The 20,254-nt window shown below is 69.4% G+C and carries 20 protein-coding genes and 1 tRNA gene; all 21 read left to right on the top strand.

Features of this window, described 5'->3' with window-relative positions:
- Positions 1-13: 13 nt before the first annotated feature.
- The 21 genes from JGR64_RS07935 (at position 14) to nuoI (ending at position 20,252) form a co-directional block, all read left to right on the top strand.
- A complete protein-coding gene (locus tag JGR64_RS07935) occupies positions 14-1,030 on the top strand; it encodes an aspartate-semialdehyde dehydrogenase (protein ID WP_199372831.1) in 1,017 nt (338 codons plus the stop codon).
- Between the two features lie 106 nt (positions 1,031-1,136).
- On the top strand, positions 1,137-2,984 hold the full coding sequence (locus JGR64_RS07930) for a FimV/HubP family polar landmark protein (RefSeq protein ID WP_343225138.1): 1,848 nt from the start codon (positions 1,137-1,139) through the stop codon (positions 2,982-2,984).
- Between the two features lie 52 nt (positions 2,985-3,036).
- On the top strand, positions 3,037-3,855 hold the full coding sequence (truA, locus tag JGR64_RS07925) for a tRNA pseudouridine(38-40) synthase TruA (protein ID WP_199372830.1): 819 nt from the start codon (positions 3,037-3,039) through the stop codon (positions 3,853-3,855).
- Positions 3,856-3,868: 13 nt separating this feature from the next.
- The gene (locus tag JGR64_RS07920) at positions 3,869-4,555 is read left to right on the top strand and encodes a phosphoribosylanthranilate isomerase (protein WP_199372829.1); all 687 of its coding nucleotides are present in this window, start codon (positions 3,869-3,871) and stop codon (positions 4,553-4,555) included.
- Entirely contained in the window at positions 4,552-5,766 is a 1,215-nt protein-coding gene (gene trpB / locus JGR64_RS07915) for a tryptophan synthase subunit beta (protein WP_199372828.1), read from the top strand. Before JGR64_RS07920 ends, trpB begins: the two co-directional genes overlap by 4 nt.
- Before the next feature lie 17 nt (positions 5,767-5,783).
- A complete protein-coding gene (trpA, locus tag JGR64_RS07910) occupies positions 5,784-6,608 on the top strand; it encodes a tryptophan synthase subunit alpha (RefSeq protein ID WP_199373237.1) in 825 nt (274 codons plus the stop codon).
- 46 nt (positions 6,609-6,654) lie between these two features.
- Positions 6,655-7,545 (top strand): acetyl-CoA carboxylase, carboxyltransferase subunit beta, encoded by an 891-nt coding sequence (gene accD / locus JGR64_RS07905; RefSeq protein WP_199372827.1) that lies wholly within the window; start codon positions 6,655-6,657, stop codon positions 7,543-7,545.
- Positions 7,542-8,942 carry a phosphoglucosamine mutase gene (glmM, locus tag JGR64_RS07900; RefSeq protein WP_199372826.1) on the top strand — a complete coding sequence of 467 codons (1,401 nt, stop codon included), beginning with the start codon at positions 7,542-7,544 and terminating at the stop codon, positions 8,940-8,942. The genes accD and glmM overlap by 4 nt, the downstream gene beginning before the upstream one ends.
- 75 nt (positions 8,943-9,017) lie before the next feature.
- Entirely contained in the window at positions 9,018-9,971 is a 954-nt protein-coding gene (locus JGR64_RS07895) for an isopenicillin N synthase family oxygenase (RefSeq protein ID WP_199372825.1), read from the top strand.
- 65 nt (positions 9,972-10,036) lie between these two features.
- Positions 10,037-10,789: a triose-phosphate isomerase gene (gene tpiA / locus JGR64_RS07890; RefSeq protein WP_199372824.1), complete on the top strand. Its 753-nt coding sequence runs from the start codon at positions 10,037-10,039 to the stop codon at positions 10,787-10,789.
- 24 nt (positions 10,790-10,813) lie between these two features.
- On the top strand, positions 10,814-11,260 hold the full coding sequence (gene secG / locus JGR64_RS07885) for a preprotein translocase subunit SecG (RefSeq protein WP_199372823.1): 447 nt from the start codon (positions 10,814-10,816) through the stop codon (positions 11,258-11,260).
- 63 nt (positions 11,261-11,323) lie between these two features.
- Positions 11,324-11,408 (top strand) — tRNA-Leu (locus JGR64_RS07880).
- A 93-nt stretch (positions 11,409-11,501) separates the two neighbouring features.
- A complete protein-coding gene (locus JGR64_RS07875) occupies positions 11,502-11,858 on the top strand; it encodes an NADH-quinone oxidoreductase subunit A (RefSeq protein WP_199372822.1) in 357 nt (118 codons plus the stop codon).
- Complete coding sequence (locus JGR64_RS07870; RefSeq protein ID WP_199372821.1) at positions 11,849-12,436, top strand: NADH-quinone oxidoreductase subunit B; 588 nt, start codon at positions 11,849-11,851, stop codon at positions 12,434-12,436. Before JGR64_RS07875 ends, JGR64_RS07870 begins: the two co-directional genes overlap by 10 nt.
- On the top strand, positions 12,429-13,211 hold the full coding sequence (locus JGR64_RS07865; protein ID WP_199372820.1) for an NADH-quinone oxidoreductase subunit C: 783 nt from the start codon (positions 12,429-12,431) through the stop codon (positions 13,209-13,211). Before JGR64_RS07870 ends, JGR64_RS07865 begins: the two co-directional genes overlap by 8 nt.
- On the top strand, positions 13,208-14,518 hold the full coding sequence (locus tag JGR64_RS07860; protein ID WP_199372819.1) for an NADH-quinone oxidoreductase subunit D: 1,311 nt from the start codon (positions 13,208-13,210) through the stop codon (positions 14,516-14,518). The genes JGR64_RS07865 and JGR64_RS07860 overlap by 4 nt, the downstream gene beginning before the upstream one ends.
- The gene (nuoE, locus tag JGR64_RS07855) at positions 14,515-15,042 is read left to right on the top strand and encodes an NADH-quinone oxidoreductase subunit NuoE (protein ID WP_199372818.1); all 528 of its coding nucleotides are present in this window, start codon (positions 14,515-14,517) and stop codon (positions 15,040-15,042) included. The genes JGR64_RS07860 and nuoE overlap by 4 nt, the downstream gene beginning before the upstream one ends.
- A 14-nt stretch (positions 15,043-15,056) precedes the next feature.
- Positions 15,057-16,424, top strand: coding sequence for an NADH-quinone oxidoreductase subunit NuoF (nuoF, locus tag JGR64_RS07850; protein WP_199373236.1), 1,368 nt, complete (start codon positions 15,057-15,059; stop codon positions 16,422-16,424).
- Positions 16,421-18,667, top strand: a complete 2,247-nt coding sequence (gene nuoG, locus JGR64_RS07845; protein ID WP_199372817.1) for an NADH-quinone oxidoreductase subunit NuoG — start codon at positions 16,421-16,423, stop codon at positions 18,665-18,667. Before nuoF ends, nuoG begins: the two co-directional genes overlap by 4 nt.
- Complete coding sequence (gene nuoH / locus JGR64_RS07840; RefSeq protein WP_199372816.1) at positions 18,664-19,764, top strand: NADH-quinone oxidoreductase subunit NuoH; 1,101 nt, start codon at positions 18,664-18,666, stop codon at positions 19,762-19,764. Before nuoG ends, nuoH begins: the two co-directional genes overlap by 4 nt.
- The gene (gene nuoI, locus JGR64_RS07835) at positions 19,764-20,252 is read left to right on the top strand and encodes an NADH-quinone oxidoreductase subunit NuoI (protein WP_199372815.1); all 489 of its coding nucleotides are present in this window, start codon (positions 19,764-19,766) and stop codon (positions 20,250-20,252) included. The genes nuoH and nuoI overlap by 1 nt, the downstream gene beginning before the upstream one ends.
- Positions 20,253-20,254: the final 2 nt, after the last annotated feature.

The following is a 20,254-nucleotide window of genomic DNA, read 5'->3' as shown; positions in this document are numbered from 1 at the left end:
ACGTGGAGCGACAATGGGCAGGCAGTACAAGGTGGCAGTGGTCGGCGCGACCGGCGTCGTGGGCGAAGCGATGCTGGCGCTCCTGGCGGAGCGCGGGTTCCCGGTGGGCGAACTGGTGGCGCTGGCCAGCGAACGCTCGGCGGGTGGCACGATCGATTTCGGCGACGACGAAGTGGTCATCCGCGATCTCGCGGGCTTCGATCCGGCGGGCGTGGACATCGCACTGTTCGCCGCCGGCGGCGCGGTGTCGCGCGAGTTCGCCCCGCGATTCGCCGCGGCGGGCGCGGTGGTGGTCGACAACAGCTCGGCGTTCCGCCTGGACGACGACGTGCCGCTGGTGGTAGCCGAAGTCAATCCGGAAGCGGTCAAGCAGCGCCCGCGCGGCATCATCGCCAACCCCAACTGCTCGACCATGCAGATGCTGGTGGCGCTGGCGCCGATCCATCGCAGCGTCGGCATCGAGCGCATCAACGTGGCGACCTACCAGTCGGTGTCGGGCGCCGGACGTGGCGCGCTCGAGGAACTTGGCCGGCAGACCGCCGGACTGCTCGGCTTCCAGGAAGCCGATCCGCAGCGCTTCCCGGTGCAGATCGCGTTCAACCTGATCCCGCACATCGACGAGTTCATGGACAACGGCTATACCCGCGAGGAGATGAAGCTGGTCTGGGAGACGCGCAAGATCCTCGGCGACGCCTCCATCCAGGTGAACGCGACCGCGGTGCGGGTGCCGGTGTTCTACGGCCATTCCGAGGCCCTGCACATCGAGACCCGCGGGCACATCAGCGCCGCAGACGCGCGGGCGCTGCTGGAAGCCGCCCCGGGCGTGGTGGTGGTGGACGAGCGCGAGGCAGGTGGCTATCCGACGCCGGTCACGCACGCCTCCGGTCGCGACGGCGTGTTCGTCGGCCGCATCCGCGAGGACATCTCGCATCCGCGCGGGCTGGACCTGTGGGTGGTGTCGGACAACATCCGCAAGGGCGCGGCGCTGAATGCCGTGCAGATCGCCGAGCTGGTCGCATCGGAAGGGTGAGGCCGCACGTGGCCATCGTCGGCGCTGCACGGCGTTTCGAGACCACGCGCATTGCCAATCGCGCCTCCGCGCGGCTAGAGTCGACGCGGATTTGCCGGGGAAACGCGTGACCACGAAGCTGCGAACAAGAAGTCCGATCGCGTGGGCGGTGGCATTGGGGCTGGTGCTGGCGATGTTCGCCAGCCAGGCGCTGGCGCTCGGGCTCGGCCGCATCGAGGTCAAGTCGCAGCGCGACCAGCCGCTGCTCGCCGAAATCCAGGTCATCTCCAGCGACCCGGCCGAGCTTGACCGCCTTCAGGCGCGACTCGCCTCGCCCGACACCTTCGCCCGTATCGGGCTCGAACCGCCGCGCGGGGTCGTGTCCGACCTGCAGTTTGCGGTCGCGCTCGACGCCCGCGGCAATCCGGTGATCCGGGTCACCAGCCGCGCGCCGGTGACGGAGTCGCTGCTGACATTCCTGGTGGAAGTGGACTGGGGGCAGGGCCGGCTGGTCCGCGAGTACTCGGCTCTGGTCGACGCGCCAAGCACGGTCTCCGCTCCGGCACAGCCGGTGATCCAGGCGCCGAGTGCCGCGCGCACGGACACCATCGTGCGACCCGCCGAGGTGCCTGTCGCCCAGGCCGCGGAGCCTGCCGACCCAGAGCCCGCCGACACTGCACAGGTTGCCGGGGAAGACGCGGAGCCCGCGCCCGTCGCGGCGGCACCGGCCCCCGCAACCCGGGTGGCCCGCGCCTCGGCGCAGGCATCGCCGGGCGAATACGGGCCGGTCCAGGCCGGCGAGACGCTGGGCGTGATCGCCCAGGTGCTGGTGGGTGATGGTGTCAGCCGCGAGCAGGCGATCGTCGCGCTGTTCCGCGCCAATCCCGCTGCGTTCATCGGCGGGAACCTCAACCTGATCCGCAAGGGCGCCGTGCTGCGCATGCCGTCGCGCGACGAGGTCGCCGGGCAGGACATGGCGGAGGCGCGCGCGGTGTTGCGCGAGCAGGTGGCGCAATGGCGCGACATGCGTCGCCCCGCGCCGCAGCCCGTTGCCGCCGCGGCGGATGCCGCGCCCGTCGCCGCGCAGGCGCCAGGCGAAGGCGCGGACGCGTCCGCGACCCGCACCGCGGCCGCGCAGGCGCCGGGTGCCAGGCTTGAAATCGTGCCGCCGGCCGCCTCGGGCGGCCAGCAGGCAGGCGTACGATCCGGCATCCAGGCCGGTGGCGAGGGCGAGATGCTGCGACAGGAACTGCAACAGGAAGTGCTCCAGGGCCGAGAGACGCTGGCCGCGCGCGAGGCCGAAGTGGCCGAACTCAAGGCCCGGGTCGCCGACCTCGAGCGCCTGCAGGCGCAGCAGCAGCAGCTGATCAGCCTGAAGGACAGCGAGCTCGCGGCAGCCCAGGACCGGCTTGCCGGCTCCAACGCCGAGCCCGGCACAACCACCAGTACCGCGGTTGACGGCGCTGCGCCGGCCCAGCCCCCGCAGGGTGGCGGAATGCCCTGGGCCTGGATCGGCCTTGGCCTGCTGGCGGCGGCGGTCATCGCCTGGCTGCTGGCCCGCCGCCGGCCCGCGCCGGCGAAGCGTCCGCGCTTTGTCATGGCGCCGCCAGTTGCCTCGCCGGAACCGGTTGTCTCGCCGGAAAGCGCCGGGGCGCCAGTCGGCGCCGCACCCGCGTCGATCGTGCAGGCGGGCCGTGCCGACCGCGGGATCGAGACGGCGACCGAGGCCAGGACACCGGCCGGAGCGCCGACGTGGCACGCCGGCAGTTCCCCGGGCCCGCGCAATGATGTGGATGGCTCCCGCCCCGAGGCGTCGGAACCGTCCGCGGGCGGCGTGGAACGCCTTGAGCTGGCTCGTGCCTACCTCGATCTGGGCGACGTGGATACCGCGCGCGGCCTGCTGCACGAGGTCGCCAGCGGCGGCGAATCCGCGCACCGCGCCGAGGCGCTGCGCCTGCTGGACGGGATCGCCTGACGCCGTCTCCGCCGCCGCGGCCTGCCGCGGCGCGGGTCGGTCACCGCACGCCATGCGCTACGCCTTGGGCATCGAATACGACGGCAGCGGGTTTTCCGGCTGGCAGCGGCTGAGCCGCGCCGGCATTGAAAGCACCCCGACCCTGCAGGGGGCGCTGGAAAAGGCACTCTCGCGGGTGGCGGACGCACCGGTCTCCACTGTCTGCGCCGGACGTACCGATGCCGGCGTGCACGCGCAATGCCAGGTGGTCCATTTCGACAGCGCTGCCGAACGCGACCCGCGCAACTGGGTGCTGGGCACCAGTGCGCTGCTGCCGCCAGCGATCTGCGTGCGCTGGTGCCGGCCGGTGGCCGACGACTTCAGCGCGCGGTTCTCCGCGCGCGCGCGGCACTACCGCTACAGCATCCTCAACCGCGCGGTGCGTCCGGCGCTGGGGCGCCAATACCTGTCATGGGTGCGGCGCCCGCTCGACGCCGACGCCATGCACCGCGCCGCGCAGGCGCTGGTCGGCGAGTTCGACTTTTCCGCGTTCCGAACAGTGCACTGCCAGGCGCCGCATGCGCGGCGCGATCTGCAGGCGATCCGCGTCCGGCGCGAAGGCGAGCAGGTGGTGGTGGAGGTGCGCGCCAACGCGTTCCTTCATCATATGGTGCGCAACATCGTCGGCTCGCTGCTCGAAGTCGGCCATGGCGCCCGCCCGGAGGCCTGGATTGCCGAGCTGCTGGCCGGCGCCGACCGCAGCGTCGCCGGCGCCACCGCGCCGCCCGACGGCCTGCTGTTCCTCGGCCCGCTGTACCCGGCCGAGTGCGGCCTGCCGGCCGAGGTCACGCTGCAACCCGCCCCCGAGGCGCATGCTGTCCCCCTGTATTGATAAAGCGAATGACATGTCCCGCACCCTGTACCGCACCCGCATCAAGTTCTGCGGCCTGACCCGCGCCGGCGACGTCCGCCTGGCCAGCGAACTTGGCGTCGACGCCATCGGCTTCATGTTTGCCCACGGCAGCCCGCGCCAGCTGCACCACGCCGAGGCGCGCGCATTGCGCCAGGCACTGGCGCCGCTGGTCGACGCCGTCGCCGTGTTCCGCGACAACCCCGCCGACGAGGTGCGCGAGATCGTCAAGCAGGTGCGGCCGAGCCTGCTGCAGTTCCACGGCGACGAGGATGACGCGTTCTGCCGCAGCTTCGGCGTGCCTTACATCAAGGCCGTGCCGATGGGCGGTGGCGCGACGCTCGACCCGCGCGCCATCGAGGGGGGGCATCCGGCTGCGATAGCGTTCCTGTTCGACAGCCATGGCGGCGGCCACACCGGTGGCAGCGGCCGCACGTTCGACTGGACGCTGCTGCCGCGCATCGGCAAGCCGGCCCTGGTGTCGGGCGGGCTGCATCCCGGCAACGTCTTCGATGCGGTCCTGGCAACCCTGCCCTGGGGCGTGGACGCCAGCACCGGCATCGAGTCGGCGCCTGGCATCAAGGACGGCGAACGCATGCGCGCCTTCGTCGAAGAAGTGCGCCGCGCCGACTGCCACGTGGATCCGGACAAGGACGCCGTGGCCCGGGAGGCCGCGCGATGATCGACATGCCCGATGATTTCCACGCCTTCCCCGACGCGAAGGGTCACTTCGGACGCTACGGCGGCCGCTTCGTGGCCGAGACCCTGGTCGGCCCGCTGGAGGAACTGGCCGCGGCCTACGATGCGGCACGCGTGGACCCGGCGTTCATCGCCGCGTTCGAGGACGACCTGCGCAACTACGTCGGGCGCCCCAGCCCGATCTACGAGGCCACGCGCCTGGCACGCCACGTCGGCGGCGCGCGCATCCTGCTCAAGCGCGAGGACCTGAACCACACCGGCGCGCACAAGATCAACAACACCATCGGCCAGGCGCTGCTGGCCAGCCGCATGGGCAAGACGCGGATCATCGCCGAGACCGGCGCCGGCCAGCACGGCGTCGCCAGCGCCACCGTGGCCGCGCGCCTCGGCCTGGAATGCGTGGTCTACATGGGCGCCACCGACATCGAGCGGCAGAAGATCAACGTCTACCGCATGAAGCTGCTCGGCGCTTCGGTGGTACCGGTGCACAGCGGCTCGGCGACGCTCAAGGACGCGCTCAACGAGGCGATGCGCGACTGGGTGACCAACGTGCGCGACACCTTCTACATCATCGGCACGGTGGCCGGCCCGGACCCGTATCCGCGCATGGTGCGCGATTTCAACGCCGTCGTCGGTCGCGAGGCGCGCGCGCAGATGCTCGCGGGCCACGGCCGCCTGCCGGACGCGATCACCGCCTGCGTCGGCGGCGGCAGCAACGCGATCGGCATCTTCCATGAATTCCTCAACGACCGCGGCGTGCGCCTGGTCGGCGCCGAAGCGGCAGGGGACGGCATCGACACCGGCCGCCATGCCGCGTCGATCGCCGCCGGCCGCCCGGGCGTGCTGCACGGCAACCGCACCTACCTGCTGTGCGACGACGACGGCCAGGTGATCGAGACGCACTCGATCTCCGCCGGGCTCGACTATCCCGGCGTCGGGCCCGAACACGCCTTCCTTGCCGACACCGGCCGCGCGGAGTACGTCGGCGTGACCGACGACGAGGCGCTGGAAGCGTTCCACCTGCTGGCGCGCACCGAGGGCATCCTGGCTGCGCTGGAATCCAGCCACGCGGTCGCCCAGGCCATGAAGCTTGCGCGCTCAATGCCCAAGGACGCGATCGTGCTGTGCAACCTGTCCGGTCGAGGCGACAAGGACGTGCACACCATCGCCGCGCGCGAAGGAGTGGAGGTTTGAACGCCGGCCTCGTCGGCATCGCGCGCATCGACGCGCGCTTCGCGGCGCTGCGCCAGGCGGGCCGCAAGGCGCTGATCCCGTTCATCACCGCCGGCGATCCCGGCCTGGCCGACACCGCGCCGGTGATGCATGCGCTGGTTGCGGCCGGCGCCGACGTGATCGAGGTCGGCGTGCCGTTCTCCGACCCGATGGCGGATGGACCCACCATCCAGCGCAGCTCGGAGCGCGCACTCGCGCGCGGCGCGGGCATGGCGTGGGTGCTGGAGCGGGTGCGCGAGTTCCGCGAGGTCGACACCGCGACGCCCGTGGTCCTGATGGGCTACCTCAATCCGGTCGAGGTGCGTGGGCCCGAGGTGTTTGCCGCCGCGGCGGCTGCGGCGGGCGTCGACGGGATGCTGCTGGTCGACCTGCCGCCAGAAGAGGCTGCCGACGTACGCGCCGGCTTCGCCGCGCATGGCGTGGCGCTGGTGCTGCTGGCGTCACCCACCACGGCGCCGGCGCGTGTGGAGCTGCTTTGCGCACAGGCGCAGGGCTACCTGTATTACGTCAGTTTCGCCGGCGTGACCGGCGATTCGGCGCGCCTCGATGCCGATGCCGCCTCGCGCCAGCTGCGCGCCATTCGCGCCGGAAGCACGGTGCCGGTGGTGGTGGGGTTCGGCATCCACGACGCCGACAGTGCCGTGGCCATGGGCCGCGATGCCGACGGCGTCGTGGTCGGCAGCGCACTGGTCCAGGCCATGGCCTCGGCGGGCGAGGGTCGTGGTGCCGAAGCGGCCTCCGCCTTCCTCGCGCCGCTGCGCCGGGCGCTTGACGCGGCGGGCAGCAGCGGGACGCTGCGCTAAACTCCCCGGCTTGTCGCGGCATGGCCGCAAAGGATTCGAGTAGCAAATGTCCTGGCTGAAGAAACTCACGCCCGCCCGCATCCGCACCGACAGCGGCCCGGCGCGCAAGCGCAGCGTCCCGGAGGGGCTCTGGGAAAAATGCGACAGCTGTGGCGCGGTGCTGTACCGCCCCGAGCTCGAGGAGAACCTCGAGGTCTGCCCGAAGTGCGCGCACCACATGGCGATCCGCGCCCGCGCGCGCCTGGCCTCTCTGCTTGACGCCGGCAGCGGCCGCGAGATCGGCGCCGCGCTCGGCCCGATCGACGTGCTGCGCTTCCGCGACCAGAAGAAATACTCCGACCGCATCAAGGCGGCGCAGAAAGCCACAGGCGAGCGCGACGCGCTGATCGCGCTGGAAGGCACGCTGAAGGGCCATCCGCTCGTCGCCAGCGCCTTCGACTTCGCCTTCATGGGCGGGTCTATGGGCTCGGTGGTGGGCGAGCGCTTCGCGCTGGCGGCCGAGCGCGCGCTGGCGATCGGCTCGCCGTTCGTGAACTTCTCCGCGAGCGGCGGCGCGCGCATGCAGGAAAGCCTGTATTCGCTGCTGCAGATGGCCAAGACCTCGGCCGCGCTCGGGCGCCTGCGCGCCGCGGGCCTGCCGTATATCTCGGTGATGACGCACCCGACCACCGGTGGCGTGTCGGCGTCGTTCGCCATGCTCGGCGACATCAACCTGGCCGAGCCGAAGGCACTGATCGGCTTCGCCGGCCCGCGCGTCATCGAACAGACGGTGCGCGAAACCCTGCCCGAAGGCTTCCAGCGCTCGGAGTTCCTGCTCGAGCACGGTGCGGTCGACCAGATCTGCGACCGCCGCGAGTTGCGCGACCGGATCGCGACGCTGGTCGCGTTGATGATGCGATACCCGCAGGCAGCGGACGAGGACACCGCGACGGCATGAACACCGCGAACACACCTGTGGTGGATGGCGGCACCGCCGGCGCGAAGCGCCGCTGGTTCGGCACCGACGGCATCCGCGGCCGCGTCGGCGAAGGCCCGATCTCGGCCGATTTCGTGCTCCGCCTCGGCAATGCCTATGGCCACGCGCTGGTCGCGGCGGTCAAGGCCGGCGACGAGTGGCGCAAGCCGCTGGTGCTGATCGGCAAGGACACGCGGATCTCGAACTACATGTTCGAGGCGGCACTGGAGGCCGGCCTGGTCGCCGCCGGCGTCGACGTGCAGCTGATGGGACCGATGCCCACGCCGGCGGTGGCGCACCTCACCCACGCCATGCGCGCCGATGGCGGCATCGTCATCTCCGCCTCGCACAACCCGCACCACGACAATGGCATCAAGTTCTTCTCCGCGCAGGGCGAGAAGCTCGACGACGCCACCGAACTCGCCATCGAAGCCTCGCTGGAGCAGCCGTTCCGCACCGTGGCCTCGGACATGCTGGGCAAGGCGCTGCGCACCCGCGACGCCGTAGGCCGCTACCTCGAGGCCTGCAAGGGCACGGTGCCGCGCAGCTTCGACCTGGACGGCATGCGCATCGTGGTCGACTGCGCGCACGGCGCGACCTACCAGGTCGGCCCGATGGTGTTGCGCGAACTCGGTGCGCGGGTCGATGTCATCGGCGCCGAGCCCAACGGCCTGAACATCAACGACGGCGTCGGCTCCACGCATCCGCAGGCCCTGGTGGAGCGCGTGCGCGCCAGTGGCGCGGAACTCGGCATCGCCTTCGACGGTGATGGCGACCGCGTGCTGTTCGTCGACGACGCCGGCACCGTCCGCGACGGCGACGACCTGGTTTACCTGCTGGCCTGCGACTGGCAGCGGACCGGCCGCCTGCGCGGCCCGGTGGTCGGCACGCTGATGACCAACTACGCGCTGGAGCAGGCGCTGGCCGCGCGCGGCATCGCCTTCATGCGCACCAAGGTCGGTGATCGCCACGTGCACCAGGCGCTGGTGGAGCATGGCGGCATCCTCGGCGGAGAGGCTTCCGGGCACCTGATGTGCCTGGACCGCGCCACCACCGGCGACGGCATCGTCAGCGCCCTGCAGGTGCTGGAAGTGCTGGCGCGCACCGGAGTGTCGCTGCGCGAGGCGCTGCGCGAGCTGCGCAAGGCGCCGCAGCACACGATCAACGTGCGTTGCGGCAACGGCTCCCGGCCCGCCGAGGCGGCCAGCGTGCAGCTGGCGCTCGCCGAGGCCCAGCAGGCCGTGGCCGGCCGGGGCAGGGCGTTCCTGCGGCCTTCCGGCACCGAGCCGGTAGTGCGGGTGACCGTGGAGGCCGACGACGAGGCGCTGGTGCAGGCCACCGTCGAGCGTCTTGCCGAGGCCGTGCGCGCCGCCGCCTGAGCCGGGGACTCCGCGGCGGTATCATGTACGGCCTGCGCCCGCGATCCTGCGGGCGCGTTGCCACAGAGACCCGTCATGGCCGCGCAGATACCCACCCTCGACATCCGCCGTTTCACCCAGCCGACCAGCGCCGAAGACCGCCAGGCTTTCATCGACGAGCTCGGCGCCGCGTACCGCGAGTGGGGCTTTGCCGGCATCCGCAACCACGGCATCGGCCAGCCGCTGATCGATGACGCCTACGCCGCGTTCAAGGCGTTCTTCGCGCTGCCCGACGACGTCAAGAAGCGCTACCACGTGGCCGGCGGCGGCGGTGCCCGCGGTTACACGCCGTTCGGCGTGGAGACCGCCAAGGACTCCAAGCACTTCGACCTCAAGGAGTTCTGGCACATCGGCCGCGAGATCCCGGACGACTCGCCGTATCGCGAGGTCATGGACGCCAACGTCTGGCCGGCGGAAGTGCCTGGGTTCCGCGCCGCGGGCTACGCGCTGTACCAGGCGCTGGACGAGCTCGGTTCGCAGGTGCTGCGCGCGCTGGCGCTGCACATCGACCTGCCCGAGACCTACTTCGCCGACAAGACCGATTCCGGCAACTCGATCCTGCGGCCGATCCATTACCCGCCGATCACCGCCGACGACATCCCCAACGTGCGCGCCGGCGCGCATGGCGACATCAACCTGATCACGCTGCTGGTCGGCGCAAGCGCCGCGGGGCTCGAAGTGCTGTCGCACAACGGCGAGTGGGTGCCGTTCACCTCGGACGCCGACACCATCGTGGTCAACATCGGCGACATGCTGCAGCGCCTGACCAACCACGTGTATCCGTCGACGATCCACCGCGTGGTCAATCCGCCGGGCGAACTGGCGCGCCAGCCGCGCTACTCGGTGCCGTTCTTCCTGCACCCCAATCCGGACTTCCTGATCGACGTGCTGCCGTCGTGCGTGACCGCTGACAATCCGAGCCGCTATCCCGAGCCGATCACCGCGCAGGGATACCTCGAGGAGCGGCTGCGCGAGATCAAGCTGAAGTAGGCGGCTACCCCTTCGGCGGCCGGACGGCCTAGAATCTCCGGCCCGTCCGTCCCCCGAGGTCCGCAATGCGCCAACGCATCGTCGCCGGCAACTGGAAGCTGCATGGCAGCCGCGATTTCGCCAGCGGGCTGGTCGCCCGCATTGCCGATGGCCTCGATGGCGCGGCGGTCGAGGTCGTGGTGCTGCCGCCGCTGCCGTACCTGGGCGGGCTGGCCACGGAGTTCGCCGGGCGCGGGCTTGCGTTCGGCGCGCAAGACGTCGGCGTCCATCCCGAGGGCGCGTACACCGGCGAGGTTTCAGCGGCGATGCTTGCGGACGTCGGCGCGCGCTACGTGCTGGTCGGCCATTCCGAGCGCCGCGAGTACCATCGCGAGGACAGTGCGCTGGTTGCCGAGAAGTTCAAGGCAGCGCTGGCGGCGGGCCTGAAGCCGATCCTCTGTGTCGGTGAGTCGCTGCAGCAGCGCGAATCCGGGGCGGCCGAGGAGGCCATCGCCGCGCAGCTGCGCCCGGTGCTCGACCTGGTCGGCGCCGAAGGTTTCGCCAATGCCGTGGTCGCCTACGAGCCTGTCTGGGCGATCGGAACCGGCCTGACCGCCACGCCAGGGCAGGCGCAGGCGATCCATGCATTCATCCGTAGCGAGGTCGCCTCGCGGGATGCTAGAATTGCGAATTCCCTGCCAGTCCTTTACGGCGGCAGCGTGAAGCCCGCCAATGCCGCCGAGCTGTTCTCCCAGCCCGACGTCGATGGAGGCCTGATCGGCGGTGCATCGCTGGTCGCCACGGACTTCCTGGCCATTGTTGCAGCGGCTGCCGCGTAAGCGGCGCACAAGAGAGTCGAGAACATGCTTCCCCTCATCCTCAACGTGGTCTTCGTGCTCATCGCCATCGCGATGATCGCCCTGATCCTGATGCAGCGCGGCGCTGGCGCCCAGGCCGGCTCCGGCTTCGGCGGCGGCGCTTCGGCGACGGTGTTCGGTTCGCGCGGCGCATCCAATTTCCTGTCCAAGTCCACCAAGTGGCTGGCCATCTCCTTCTTCGCAATCACGCTGTTCATGGCGTGGCAGGCAACGAATTCGGCGCGCCAGCAGGGCGCCACGCAGGTCGACCTGGGCGTGATGTCCGAGGTTCCGGCGGCACCCGCGCCTGTCGCGGCGCCGCAGGGTGCGGTCCCGGCCGCGCCGACGACCGTTCCAGAGCAGTCTCCGGTGCCCTCGGCACCCGACGCGCAGCCTCCGGCTGATGCGCCCGCGCAGCCCGTTCCGGCGCAGGAGGGTCCGCAGGGCGGCTGATAGCGATTACAATGTCGCGGTCCCGCAGCGCTGCTGCGCGGGCGAGGCGGACACAGAAGATTTGCCCAGGTGGCGGAATTGGTAGACGCACTACCTTGAGGTGGTAGCGGCTTAGGTCGTGGGGGTTCGAGTCCCCCCTTGGGCACCACACACATCGCGAAACGCGGCCAGGCTGACTGGTCGCGCATCGCGGTAGAAAGAGCAACGGCCGCCCTCGCGGCCGGTAGCCGAGAGAACACACGTGCTGGCCGAATATCTGCCGACCCTATTGTTCCTGATCGTCGCCACGGGGATCGGCATCGCCCTGATCCTGGTCGGCAACCTCCTCGGGCCCAAGCGCCCGACAGTCGAAAAGCTCTCCGCCTACGAATGCGGCTATGCGCCCTTCGAAGACGCGCGCATGCCGTTCGACGTGCGCTACTACCTGATCGCGATCCAGTTCATCGTCTTCGACCTGGAAATCATCTTCATCGTGCCGTGGGCCACCGTGTTCCGTGAGCTCGGCGTGCTCGGCCTCATCGAGATGGGCATCTTCGTGGGCATGTTGCTGCTCGGTTTCATCTATGTCTGGAAGAAGGGAGCGCTGGAATGGGAGTGACCCGGGCGATCCGCGCGCTTGCGGACTCCGCGAGCAACCCGCTGTCGGAAGGCCGCGTCGACGACATCCTGCGTCCGGCCGGTGACAACCCGCTGCTTGAGCAGGGATTCGTCACCACCAGCTCGGACATCCTGCTCAACTGGGCGCGCACCGGCTCCATGTGGCCGGTCACGTTCGGCCTGGCCTGCTGCGCGGTCGAAATGATGCATGCAGGCGCCGCGCGCCTCGACATGGACCGCTACGGCGTGATCTTCCGCCCGTCGCCGCGCCAGTCCGACGTGATGATCGTGGCCGGCACCCTGGTCAACAAGATGGCCCCGGCGCTGCGCAAGGTCTACGACCAGATGCCCGAGCCCAAGTGGGTGATCTCGATGGGCAGCTGCGCCAATGGCGGCGGCTACTACCACTACTCGTATTCCGTGGTCCGCGGCTGCGACCGCGTGGTGCCGGTGGACATCTATGTCCCGGGCTGCCCGCCGACCGCGGAAGCGCTGGTGCACGGCATCCTGCAGCTGCAGAAGAAGATCCGCCGCTCCACGAATTTCGGCGAAAACAAGGTGGGCCAGCGCAATGGCTGAGTCCGCGACCGCGTTCGCCGCGCGCCTGCGCACGCGCTTCGCCGATGCCACGGTCCACGTTGCGCTCCCGCGTGGCGAGGTCGGCATGGTCGTCGCGCCGGCTGACTGGCACGCGAGCTGCCAGGCGCTGCGCGACGAGTTCGGCTTCGAGATGCTGATCGACCTGTGCGGCATGGACTACCTCGGCCACGGCAGCGACGAGTGGGACACCGACGTCTCCTCGGAGGGCTTCAGCCGCGGCGTGGAGGGCAAGGGGGCAGGGCGCTTCGGCTTCGGCGAGCAGCACAGCCAGCAGCTCGCGCAGCCTGACGGCGAAGGCGCGATCGCGGTTCCCGCGCAGCGTTTCGCGGTGGTCGTGCAGCTGCTGTCGATCGCCAACAACCGCCGCGTGCAGGTGAAGTGCTTCGCGGCCGACGACGCGCTGCCGGTCGTGGCTTCGGTCAACGACCTGTGGCCGGGCGTGAACTGGTTCGAGCGCGAGGCGTTCGACCTGTTCGGCATCATGTTTGCCGGGCATCCCGACCTGCGCCGCATCCTCACCGACTACGGTTTCATCGGCCACCCGTTCCGCAAGGACTTCCCGCTGATCGGCAACGTCGAAGTCCGCTACGACGCGGAGAAGCAGCGCGTGGTGTACGAGCCGGTGACCTCGGTCGAGCCCCGCGTGGGCGTGCCGCGCGTCATCCGCGACGACGCACGTTATGCAACCGCCGCCGGCGAGGACCGCGACCTGAAGGTCGGCGGTGTCCGCACCGGCGCAGGAGAGGCGAAATGAGCGCGCATCCGCACGCCGCCGGAAGCGGCTTCGCCAGCAATCCGGTCGAAGCACGCCAGGAAATCCGCAACTACACGATGAACTTCGGCCCGCAGCATCCGGCCGCGCACGGCGTGCTGCGCCTGATCCTGGAGATGGACGGCGAGACCGTGGTGCGCGCCGACCCGCACGTCGGGCTGCTGCACCGTGGCACCGAGAAGCTTGCCGAGTCCAAGCCGTTCAATCATTCGATCGGCTACATGGACCGCCTCGACTACGTGTCGATGATGTGCAACGAACACGCCTACGTGCGCGCCATCGAGTCCCTGATGGGCATCGAGGCTCCCGAGCGCGCGCAGTGGATCCGCACGATGTTCGACGAGATCACGCGGATCCTGAACCACCTGATGTGGATCGGCTCCAACGGTCTCGACCTCGGCGCGATGGCGGTGATGCTGTACTCGTTCCGCGAGCGCGAAGAGCTGATGGACGTCTACGAGGCGGTCAGCGGCGCGCGCATGCACGCGGCGTATTACCGTCCTGGTGGCGTGTATCGCGACCTGCCCGATCGCATGTCGAAGTACCGCGAGTCGCCGTGGCGCAAGGGCGCGAAGCTGAAGCGCTTCAACGAGTCGCGCGAAGGCTCGATGCTCGATTTCCTCGAAGCGTTCACCCGTGAATTCCCGGGCCGCGTCGACGAGTACGAGACCCTGCTCACCGACAACCGCATCTGGAAGCAGCGCACCGTCGGCATCGGCGTGGTCAGCCCCGAGAAGGCGATGGCCTGGGGCATGACCGGTGCGATGCTTCGTGGCTCGGGCGTCGAGTGGGACCTGCGCAAGAAGCAGCCCTACGCGCGCTACGACAAGGTCGATTTCGACATCCCGGTCGGCACCAACGGCGACTGCTACGACCGCTACCTGGTGCGCGTCGCCGAGATGCGCCAGTCCAACCGCATCATCGCCCAGTGCGTGGAATGGCTGAAGGCCAACCCCGGCCCGGTGATGGTCGACAACTTCAAGGTCGCGCCTCCCTCCCGCGAGGAGATGAAGGACGACATGGAAGCCCTGATCCACCACTTCAAGCTGTTTTCCGAAGGCTATTGCGTGCCGGCCGGCGAGACCTACTGTGCGGTCGAGGCGCCCAAGGGCGAGTTCGGCTGCTACCTGGTCAGCGACGGCGCCAACAAGCCTTTCCGCGTGCACCTGCGCGCGCCCGGCTTCGCGCACCTGTCGTCGATGGACGCGGTGGTGAAGGGGCACATGCTGTCCGACGTCGTGGCGATGATCGGCACCTATGACATCGTTTTCGGGGAAGTAGACCGATGAGAGCCACCGGCAACTTCGAGAACGCGCGCAACGTCGACCCGATGGTCGCGTTGAACGACGACACGCGCGCGCACATCGACCACTGGCTGACCAAGTTCCCGGCCGACCGCAAGCGTTCGGCGGTGCTGCAGGGACTGTTCGCGGTGCAGCAGCAGAACAACGGGTTCCTGACCGACGAGCTGATCGCGGCCGTGGCCAAGTACCTGGACCTGCCGCCGGTGTGGGCGTACGAGGTCGCCACCTTCTATTCGATGTTCGAGACGAAGCCCGTCGGCCGCAACAACGTCGCCATCTGCACCAACATCAGCTGCTGGCTCAACGGCGCCGAAGACCTGGTCGCGCATGCCGAAAGGAAACTCGGCTGCAAGCTTGGCGAATCGACCGCCGACGGCCGCGTCTATCTGAAGCGTGAGGAAGAGTGCGTCGCGGCATGCTGCGGCGCCCCGGTGGTCGTGATCAACGGCCATTACCACGAGAAGCTCGACGCCGCGAAGGTCGACGAGCTGCTCGACGGACTGAAGTGAGGCTGGACACCGGCATGGCGCACCACCACCACCACGTCTCCGAAGGCTACGGCCCCGTCGGCCCTGCGCCGAAGGAGCACCAGGCCGTCTACACCACGCTGCATTTCGACAAGCCGTGGTCGTACGAGAACTACCTCAAGACCGGCGGCTACAGCGCGTTGCGCCGGATCCTGGAAGAAAAGATCGAGCCGACCACCGTCATCGAGATGGTCAAGCAGTCGGGCCTGCGCGGCCGCGGCGGCGCGGGCTTCCCGACCGGCCTGAAGTGGAGCTTCATGCCCAAGGGCAGCGGCATGCAGAAGTACATCCTCTGCAACTCCGACGAGTCGGAGCCGGGCACCTGCAAGGACCGCGACATCCTGCGCTACAACCCGCACTCGGTGATCGAGGGCATGGCGATCGCCTGCTACGCCACCGGCAGCACGATCGGCTACAACTACCTGCGCGGCGAGTTCCACCACGAGCCCTTCGAGCACCTCGAGGAAGCCACCGCCGAGGCCTATGCCAATGGCTGGCTGGGCCGCGACATCCTCGGTTCGGGCACCGACATCGAGATCCACAACGTGCTCGGCGCCGGCGCCTACATCTGCGGCGAAGAGACCGCGCTGATGGAGTCGCTGGAAGGCAAGAAGGGCCAGCCGCGGTTCAAGCCGCCGTTCCCGGCCAACTTCGGCCTGTACGGCAAGCCGACCACCATCAACAACACCGAGACCTTCGCCTCGGTGCCGGCGATCCTGCGCAACGGCCCGGAGTGGTTCGCCAACCTCGGCAAGCCCAACAACGGTGGCTGCAAGATCTTCTCGGTCTCGGGCCAGGTCACGCGCCCGGGCAACTACGAGATCCGCCTCGGTACACCCTTCAGCGAACTGCTGGAAATGGCCGGCGGCATGCACCCCGGGCGTCGCCTCAAGGCGGTGATCCCCGGTGGTTCGTCGATGCCGGTGCTGCCGGGCGACACCATGATGGGCCTCACCATGGATTACGACGCGCTGCAGAAGGCCGGTTCCGGCCTCGGCTCGGGCGCCGTGATCGTGATGGACGACACCGCCTGCATGGTCCGCGCCTGCCAGCGCATCGCGCGCTTCTATTTCCAGGAATCCTGCGGCCAGTGCACGCCCTGCCGCGAAGGCACGGGCTGGATGTATCGCATGATCACGCGCATCGTCGAGCGCCAGGGCACGCTGTCCGACCTCGAGATGCTGCGCGCCGCGGCCGGCCAGATCGAAGGCCACACCATTTGCGCCTTCGGGGAAGCGGCGGCGTGGCCGGTGCAGGGCTTCCTGCGCCATTACTGGGACGAGTTCGAGTACGCGATCGTCAACAGGCGTTTCCTGGTCGACGACCAGCGGGACGGCACCGTCGTGCAGAAGGTGGCCGCATGAGCGCCCAGCCGGTGAATCCGAACCTCGCGCCCGACCAGGTCACCGTCTTCATCGACGGCGTGGAGATGGCCGCGCCCAAGGGCTCGATGATCATCCATGCCGCCGACAAGGCCGGCATCCCGATCCCGCGGTTCTGCTACCACGACAAGCTCGCCATCGCCGCCAACTGCCGCATGTGCCTGGTCGACGTGGAGAAGATGGGCAAGCCCGCGCCTGCCTGTGCCACGCCGGTGATGGACGGCATGCGCGTGCAGACGCGCAGCGAAAAGGCGCTCAAGTCGCAGCGCAACGTGATGGAATTCCTGCTCATCAACCACCCGCTCGACTGCCCGGTCTGCGACCAGGGCGGCGAGTGCGAGCTGCAGGACCTGTCGCTCGGCTACGGCCGTTCGGTCAGCCGCTTCAGCGAACGCAAGCGCGTGGTGGCCGACGAGGACATGGGCCCGCTGGTCGCCACCGACATGACGCGCTGCATCCAGTGCACGCGCTGCATCCGCTTCACCGCGGAAATCGCCGGCACCTACGAACTCGGCGGCATGCAGCGCGGCGAAAGCCTGCAGATCGGCACCTACGACGGCAAGCCGCTGACCACCGAGCTGTCCGGCAACGTGATCGACGTGTGCCCGGTTGGCGCGCTCACCAACAAGGTGTTCCGCTTCCGCGCGCGCCCGTGGGAGCTGATCGCACGCGAGTCGCTGGGCTACCACGACGCCCTCGGCAGCAACCTGTTCCTGCATTCGCGCCGCGGCGAGGTGATGCGCGCGGTTCCGCGCGACAACGAGGCCGTCAACGAGTGCTGGATCTCGGACCGTGACCGCTATTCGCACCAGGGCCTGTACGCCGACGACCGCGCAACCCGGCCGCTGCTGCGCGTCGCCAGCAATGGCGATGAAGGCGACTGGCGCGAGGCATCGTGGGACGAGGCGCTGGCGCGTGCCGCGCAGATCCTGCGCGACAACGCCGCCGACGACCTCGGCATCCTGGTGCATCCGGCAACCTCCAACGAGGAGGGCGCGCTGCTGGCGCGCCTGGCCGAGGCACTTGGCACCGGCAACCTGGACCACCGCATTTCCCAGCGCGACCTGTCCGACGCCGCGGTGGCCGAGCCGTTCGCCATGCCGGTCGAGGACATCGAGCAGGCCGACGCGATCGTCATCGTCGGCAGCCACCTGCGCTTCGAGTTGCCGCTGCTGCACCAGCGCGTGCGCAAGGCCTGGGTACGCGGCGCCCGCGTGCACGTGGTCAATCCGGTCGACTTCGAGTTCGCCTTCGACATCGCGTCGAAGACGATCGTTGCGCCTTCCGGCATCGCCGCCGCGCTTGGCGCCACGGAGCTTGCCGCTGCGCTGAAGGACAGCGCGAGGATGGTCGTCATCGTGGGCGGCGTGGCCGAGAACGGCGCGCACGCCGCGGACATCCGCGCCGCCGCCGCCGCGCTCGCCACCGCCGGCAACGCCGCGCTGTGCCGCATCCCGCAGGGCGCGAATGCGCTCGGCCTGGCGCGCAACGGCGTGCTGCCCGCGTCGCGCGACGCCAGCGCCATGCTCGCGCAGCCGCGCAGCGGCTACGTGATGTACGGCATCGAGCCGGGCCTCGACTTCGCCGACCAGGCGAACGCGATGTCCGCACTCGGCGGCGCGCAGGTCGTGGCCTTCAGCCACTTCGCCTGCGCGTCGACGCGCCGCATTGCCGACGTGATCCTGCCGATCGGCCTGCTGCCCGAAATCGACGCCACCCTCACCAACCTCGATGGTCGCGAGCAGCGCGCCGTCGCCGCCGGCAAGTTGCCGGACGAAGCGCGCCCGGGGTGGAAGGCACTGCGTGCACTCGGTGGGCTGCTGGCGCTGCCGGGCTTCGAGTTCGTCGACCTCGCCGAGGTGCGCGCCGGCATGGCGCCGCGCGGCGTCGTGGTGTCGGCATCCGCGGCCACGGTGGGCGAGGGCGAAGGCTTCGAGCTGGCCGTGTCGCAGGCGATCTATCGCACCGACGGCGTGACGCGTCGCGCCGCCGCACTGCAGGCACATCCGCTCACCGCCGGTCCGCGCATCACGCTTCATCCCGACGATGCGTCGGCGGCAGGCGTGGCCGATGGCGCGATGGCCAAGGTCTCCAACCATGCCGGCACGGCCACCCTCCAGGTGGTCGCCAGCGATCGCGTCGCGCGCGGCGCGGCGTGGATCGAATCCGGCTACGGCGCCACGGCGGCACTCGCCGGCGGCCGCGCACGGGTGGTGGCGGCATGAGCACGACCAATACCGCAAGCCTCGTGCTCGACGCCGTCGCGCCGTTCCGCGAGTGGCTGGATGCGCTCGGACCCATCGGCACCGTGCTCTGGCTGGTGCTGCTGATCCTGTGCATCGCCATGCCGGTGATCATCGCCGTGGCGTTCTACGTGGTCTGGGAGCGCAAGCTGATCGGCTGGATGCACATCCGCCACGGGCCGATGTATGTCGGCTGGGGCGTGCTGCAGGCGTTCGCCGACGTGTTCAAGCTGCTGTTCAAGGAGGTCATCCAGCCGACACGCGCGCATCCGGTGCTGTACGTGCTGGCGCCGATGATCACCCTGGTGCCGGCGCTGGCCGCCTGGGCGGTGGTGCCGTTCGACGCGCGGATGGTGCTGTCCAACGCCAACGCCGGCCTGCTGTACCTGCTGGCGGTGGTCTCGCTGGGCGTGTACGGCATCATCATCGCCGGCTGGGCGTCCAACTCGAAGTACGCGTTCCTTGGCGCCATGCGCGCCGCGGCGCAGATGGTGAGCTACGAGATCGCCATGGGCTTCGCGCTGGTCGGCGTGATGGTCGCCTCGGGCAGCCTCAACCTGAGCGCGATCGTGATGGCGCAGGCGGGCAACGCGGGCTTCCTGGAGTGGTTCTGGCTGCCGCTGCTGCCGCTGTTCGTCATCTACTTCATCTCCGGCGTGGCCGAGACCAACCGCTCGCCGTTCGACGTGGTGGAAGGCGAGTCCGAGATCGTCGCCGGGCACATGGTGGAGTACTCCGGTTCGGTGTTCGCGCTGTTCTTCCTGGCCGAGTACGCCAACATGATCCTGGTGAGCGTGCTCACGGCGATCTTCTTCCTCGGCGGCTGGCTGTCTCCGTTCCAGGGCTGGTTCGCCGGCGTGCCGGTGCTCGAGTGGCTGGCGGTCGACGGCTGGTGGTGGCTGATCGCCAAGGCGTTCTTCTTCGCCAGCTGCTTCGTGTGGTTCCGCGCCACGTTCCCGCGCTACCGCTATGACCAGATCATGCGCCTGGGCTGGAAGGTGTTCATCCCGCTGGCGATCGCGTGGATCGCGGTTACCGCGTTGATGGCGTATTTCGGCGTGTTCGAGGCAGGTGCGTGATGGGCAAGATCCTTTCCTGGGCGAAGAGCCTGCTGCTGCTGGAGATGCTGGCCGGCATGTGGCTGACGCTCCGCTACCTGTTCCGTCCCAAGTACACGATCATGTACCCGATGGAAAAGACCCCGCAGTCGCCGCGCTTCCGGGGGCTGCACGCGCTGCGCCGCTATCCCAACGGCGAAGAGCGCTGCATCGCCTGCAAGCTGTGCGAGGCGGTGTGCCCGGCGCTGGCGATCACCATCGATTCCGAGCAGCGCGAGGACGGCACGCGCCGGACCACGCGCTACGACATCGACCTGTTCAAGTGCATCTTCTGCGGATTCTGCGAGGAGTCCTGCCCGGTTGATTCGATCGTGGAAACGCACATCCACGAGTACCACTTCGAGAACCGTGGCGAGAACATCGTCAACAAGCAGCAGTTGCTGGCCATCGGTGACCGGCTCGAGGCCGAGATCGCCGAACGCCGCACCGCCGACGCCGGATACAGGTAAAC

Origin of the sequence: Luteimonas sp. MC1572 (assembly GCF_016615815.1) — a bacterium.
GTDB lineage: Bacteria > Pseudomonadota > Gammaproteobacteria > Xanthomonadales > Xanthomonadaceae > Luteimonas.
This window is presented reverse-complemented; position numbering and strand designations above follow the sequence as displayed.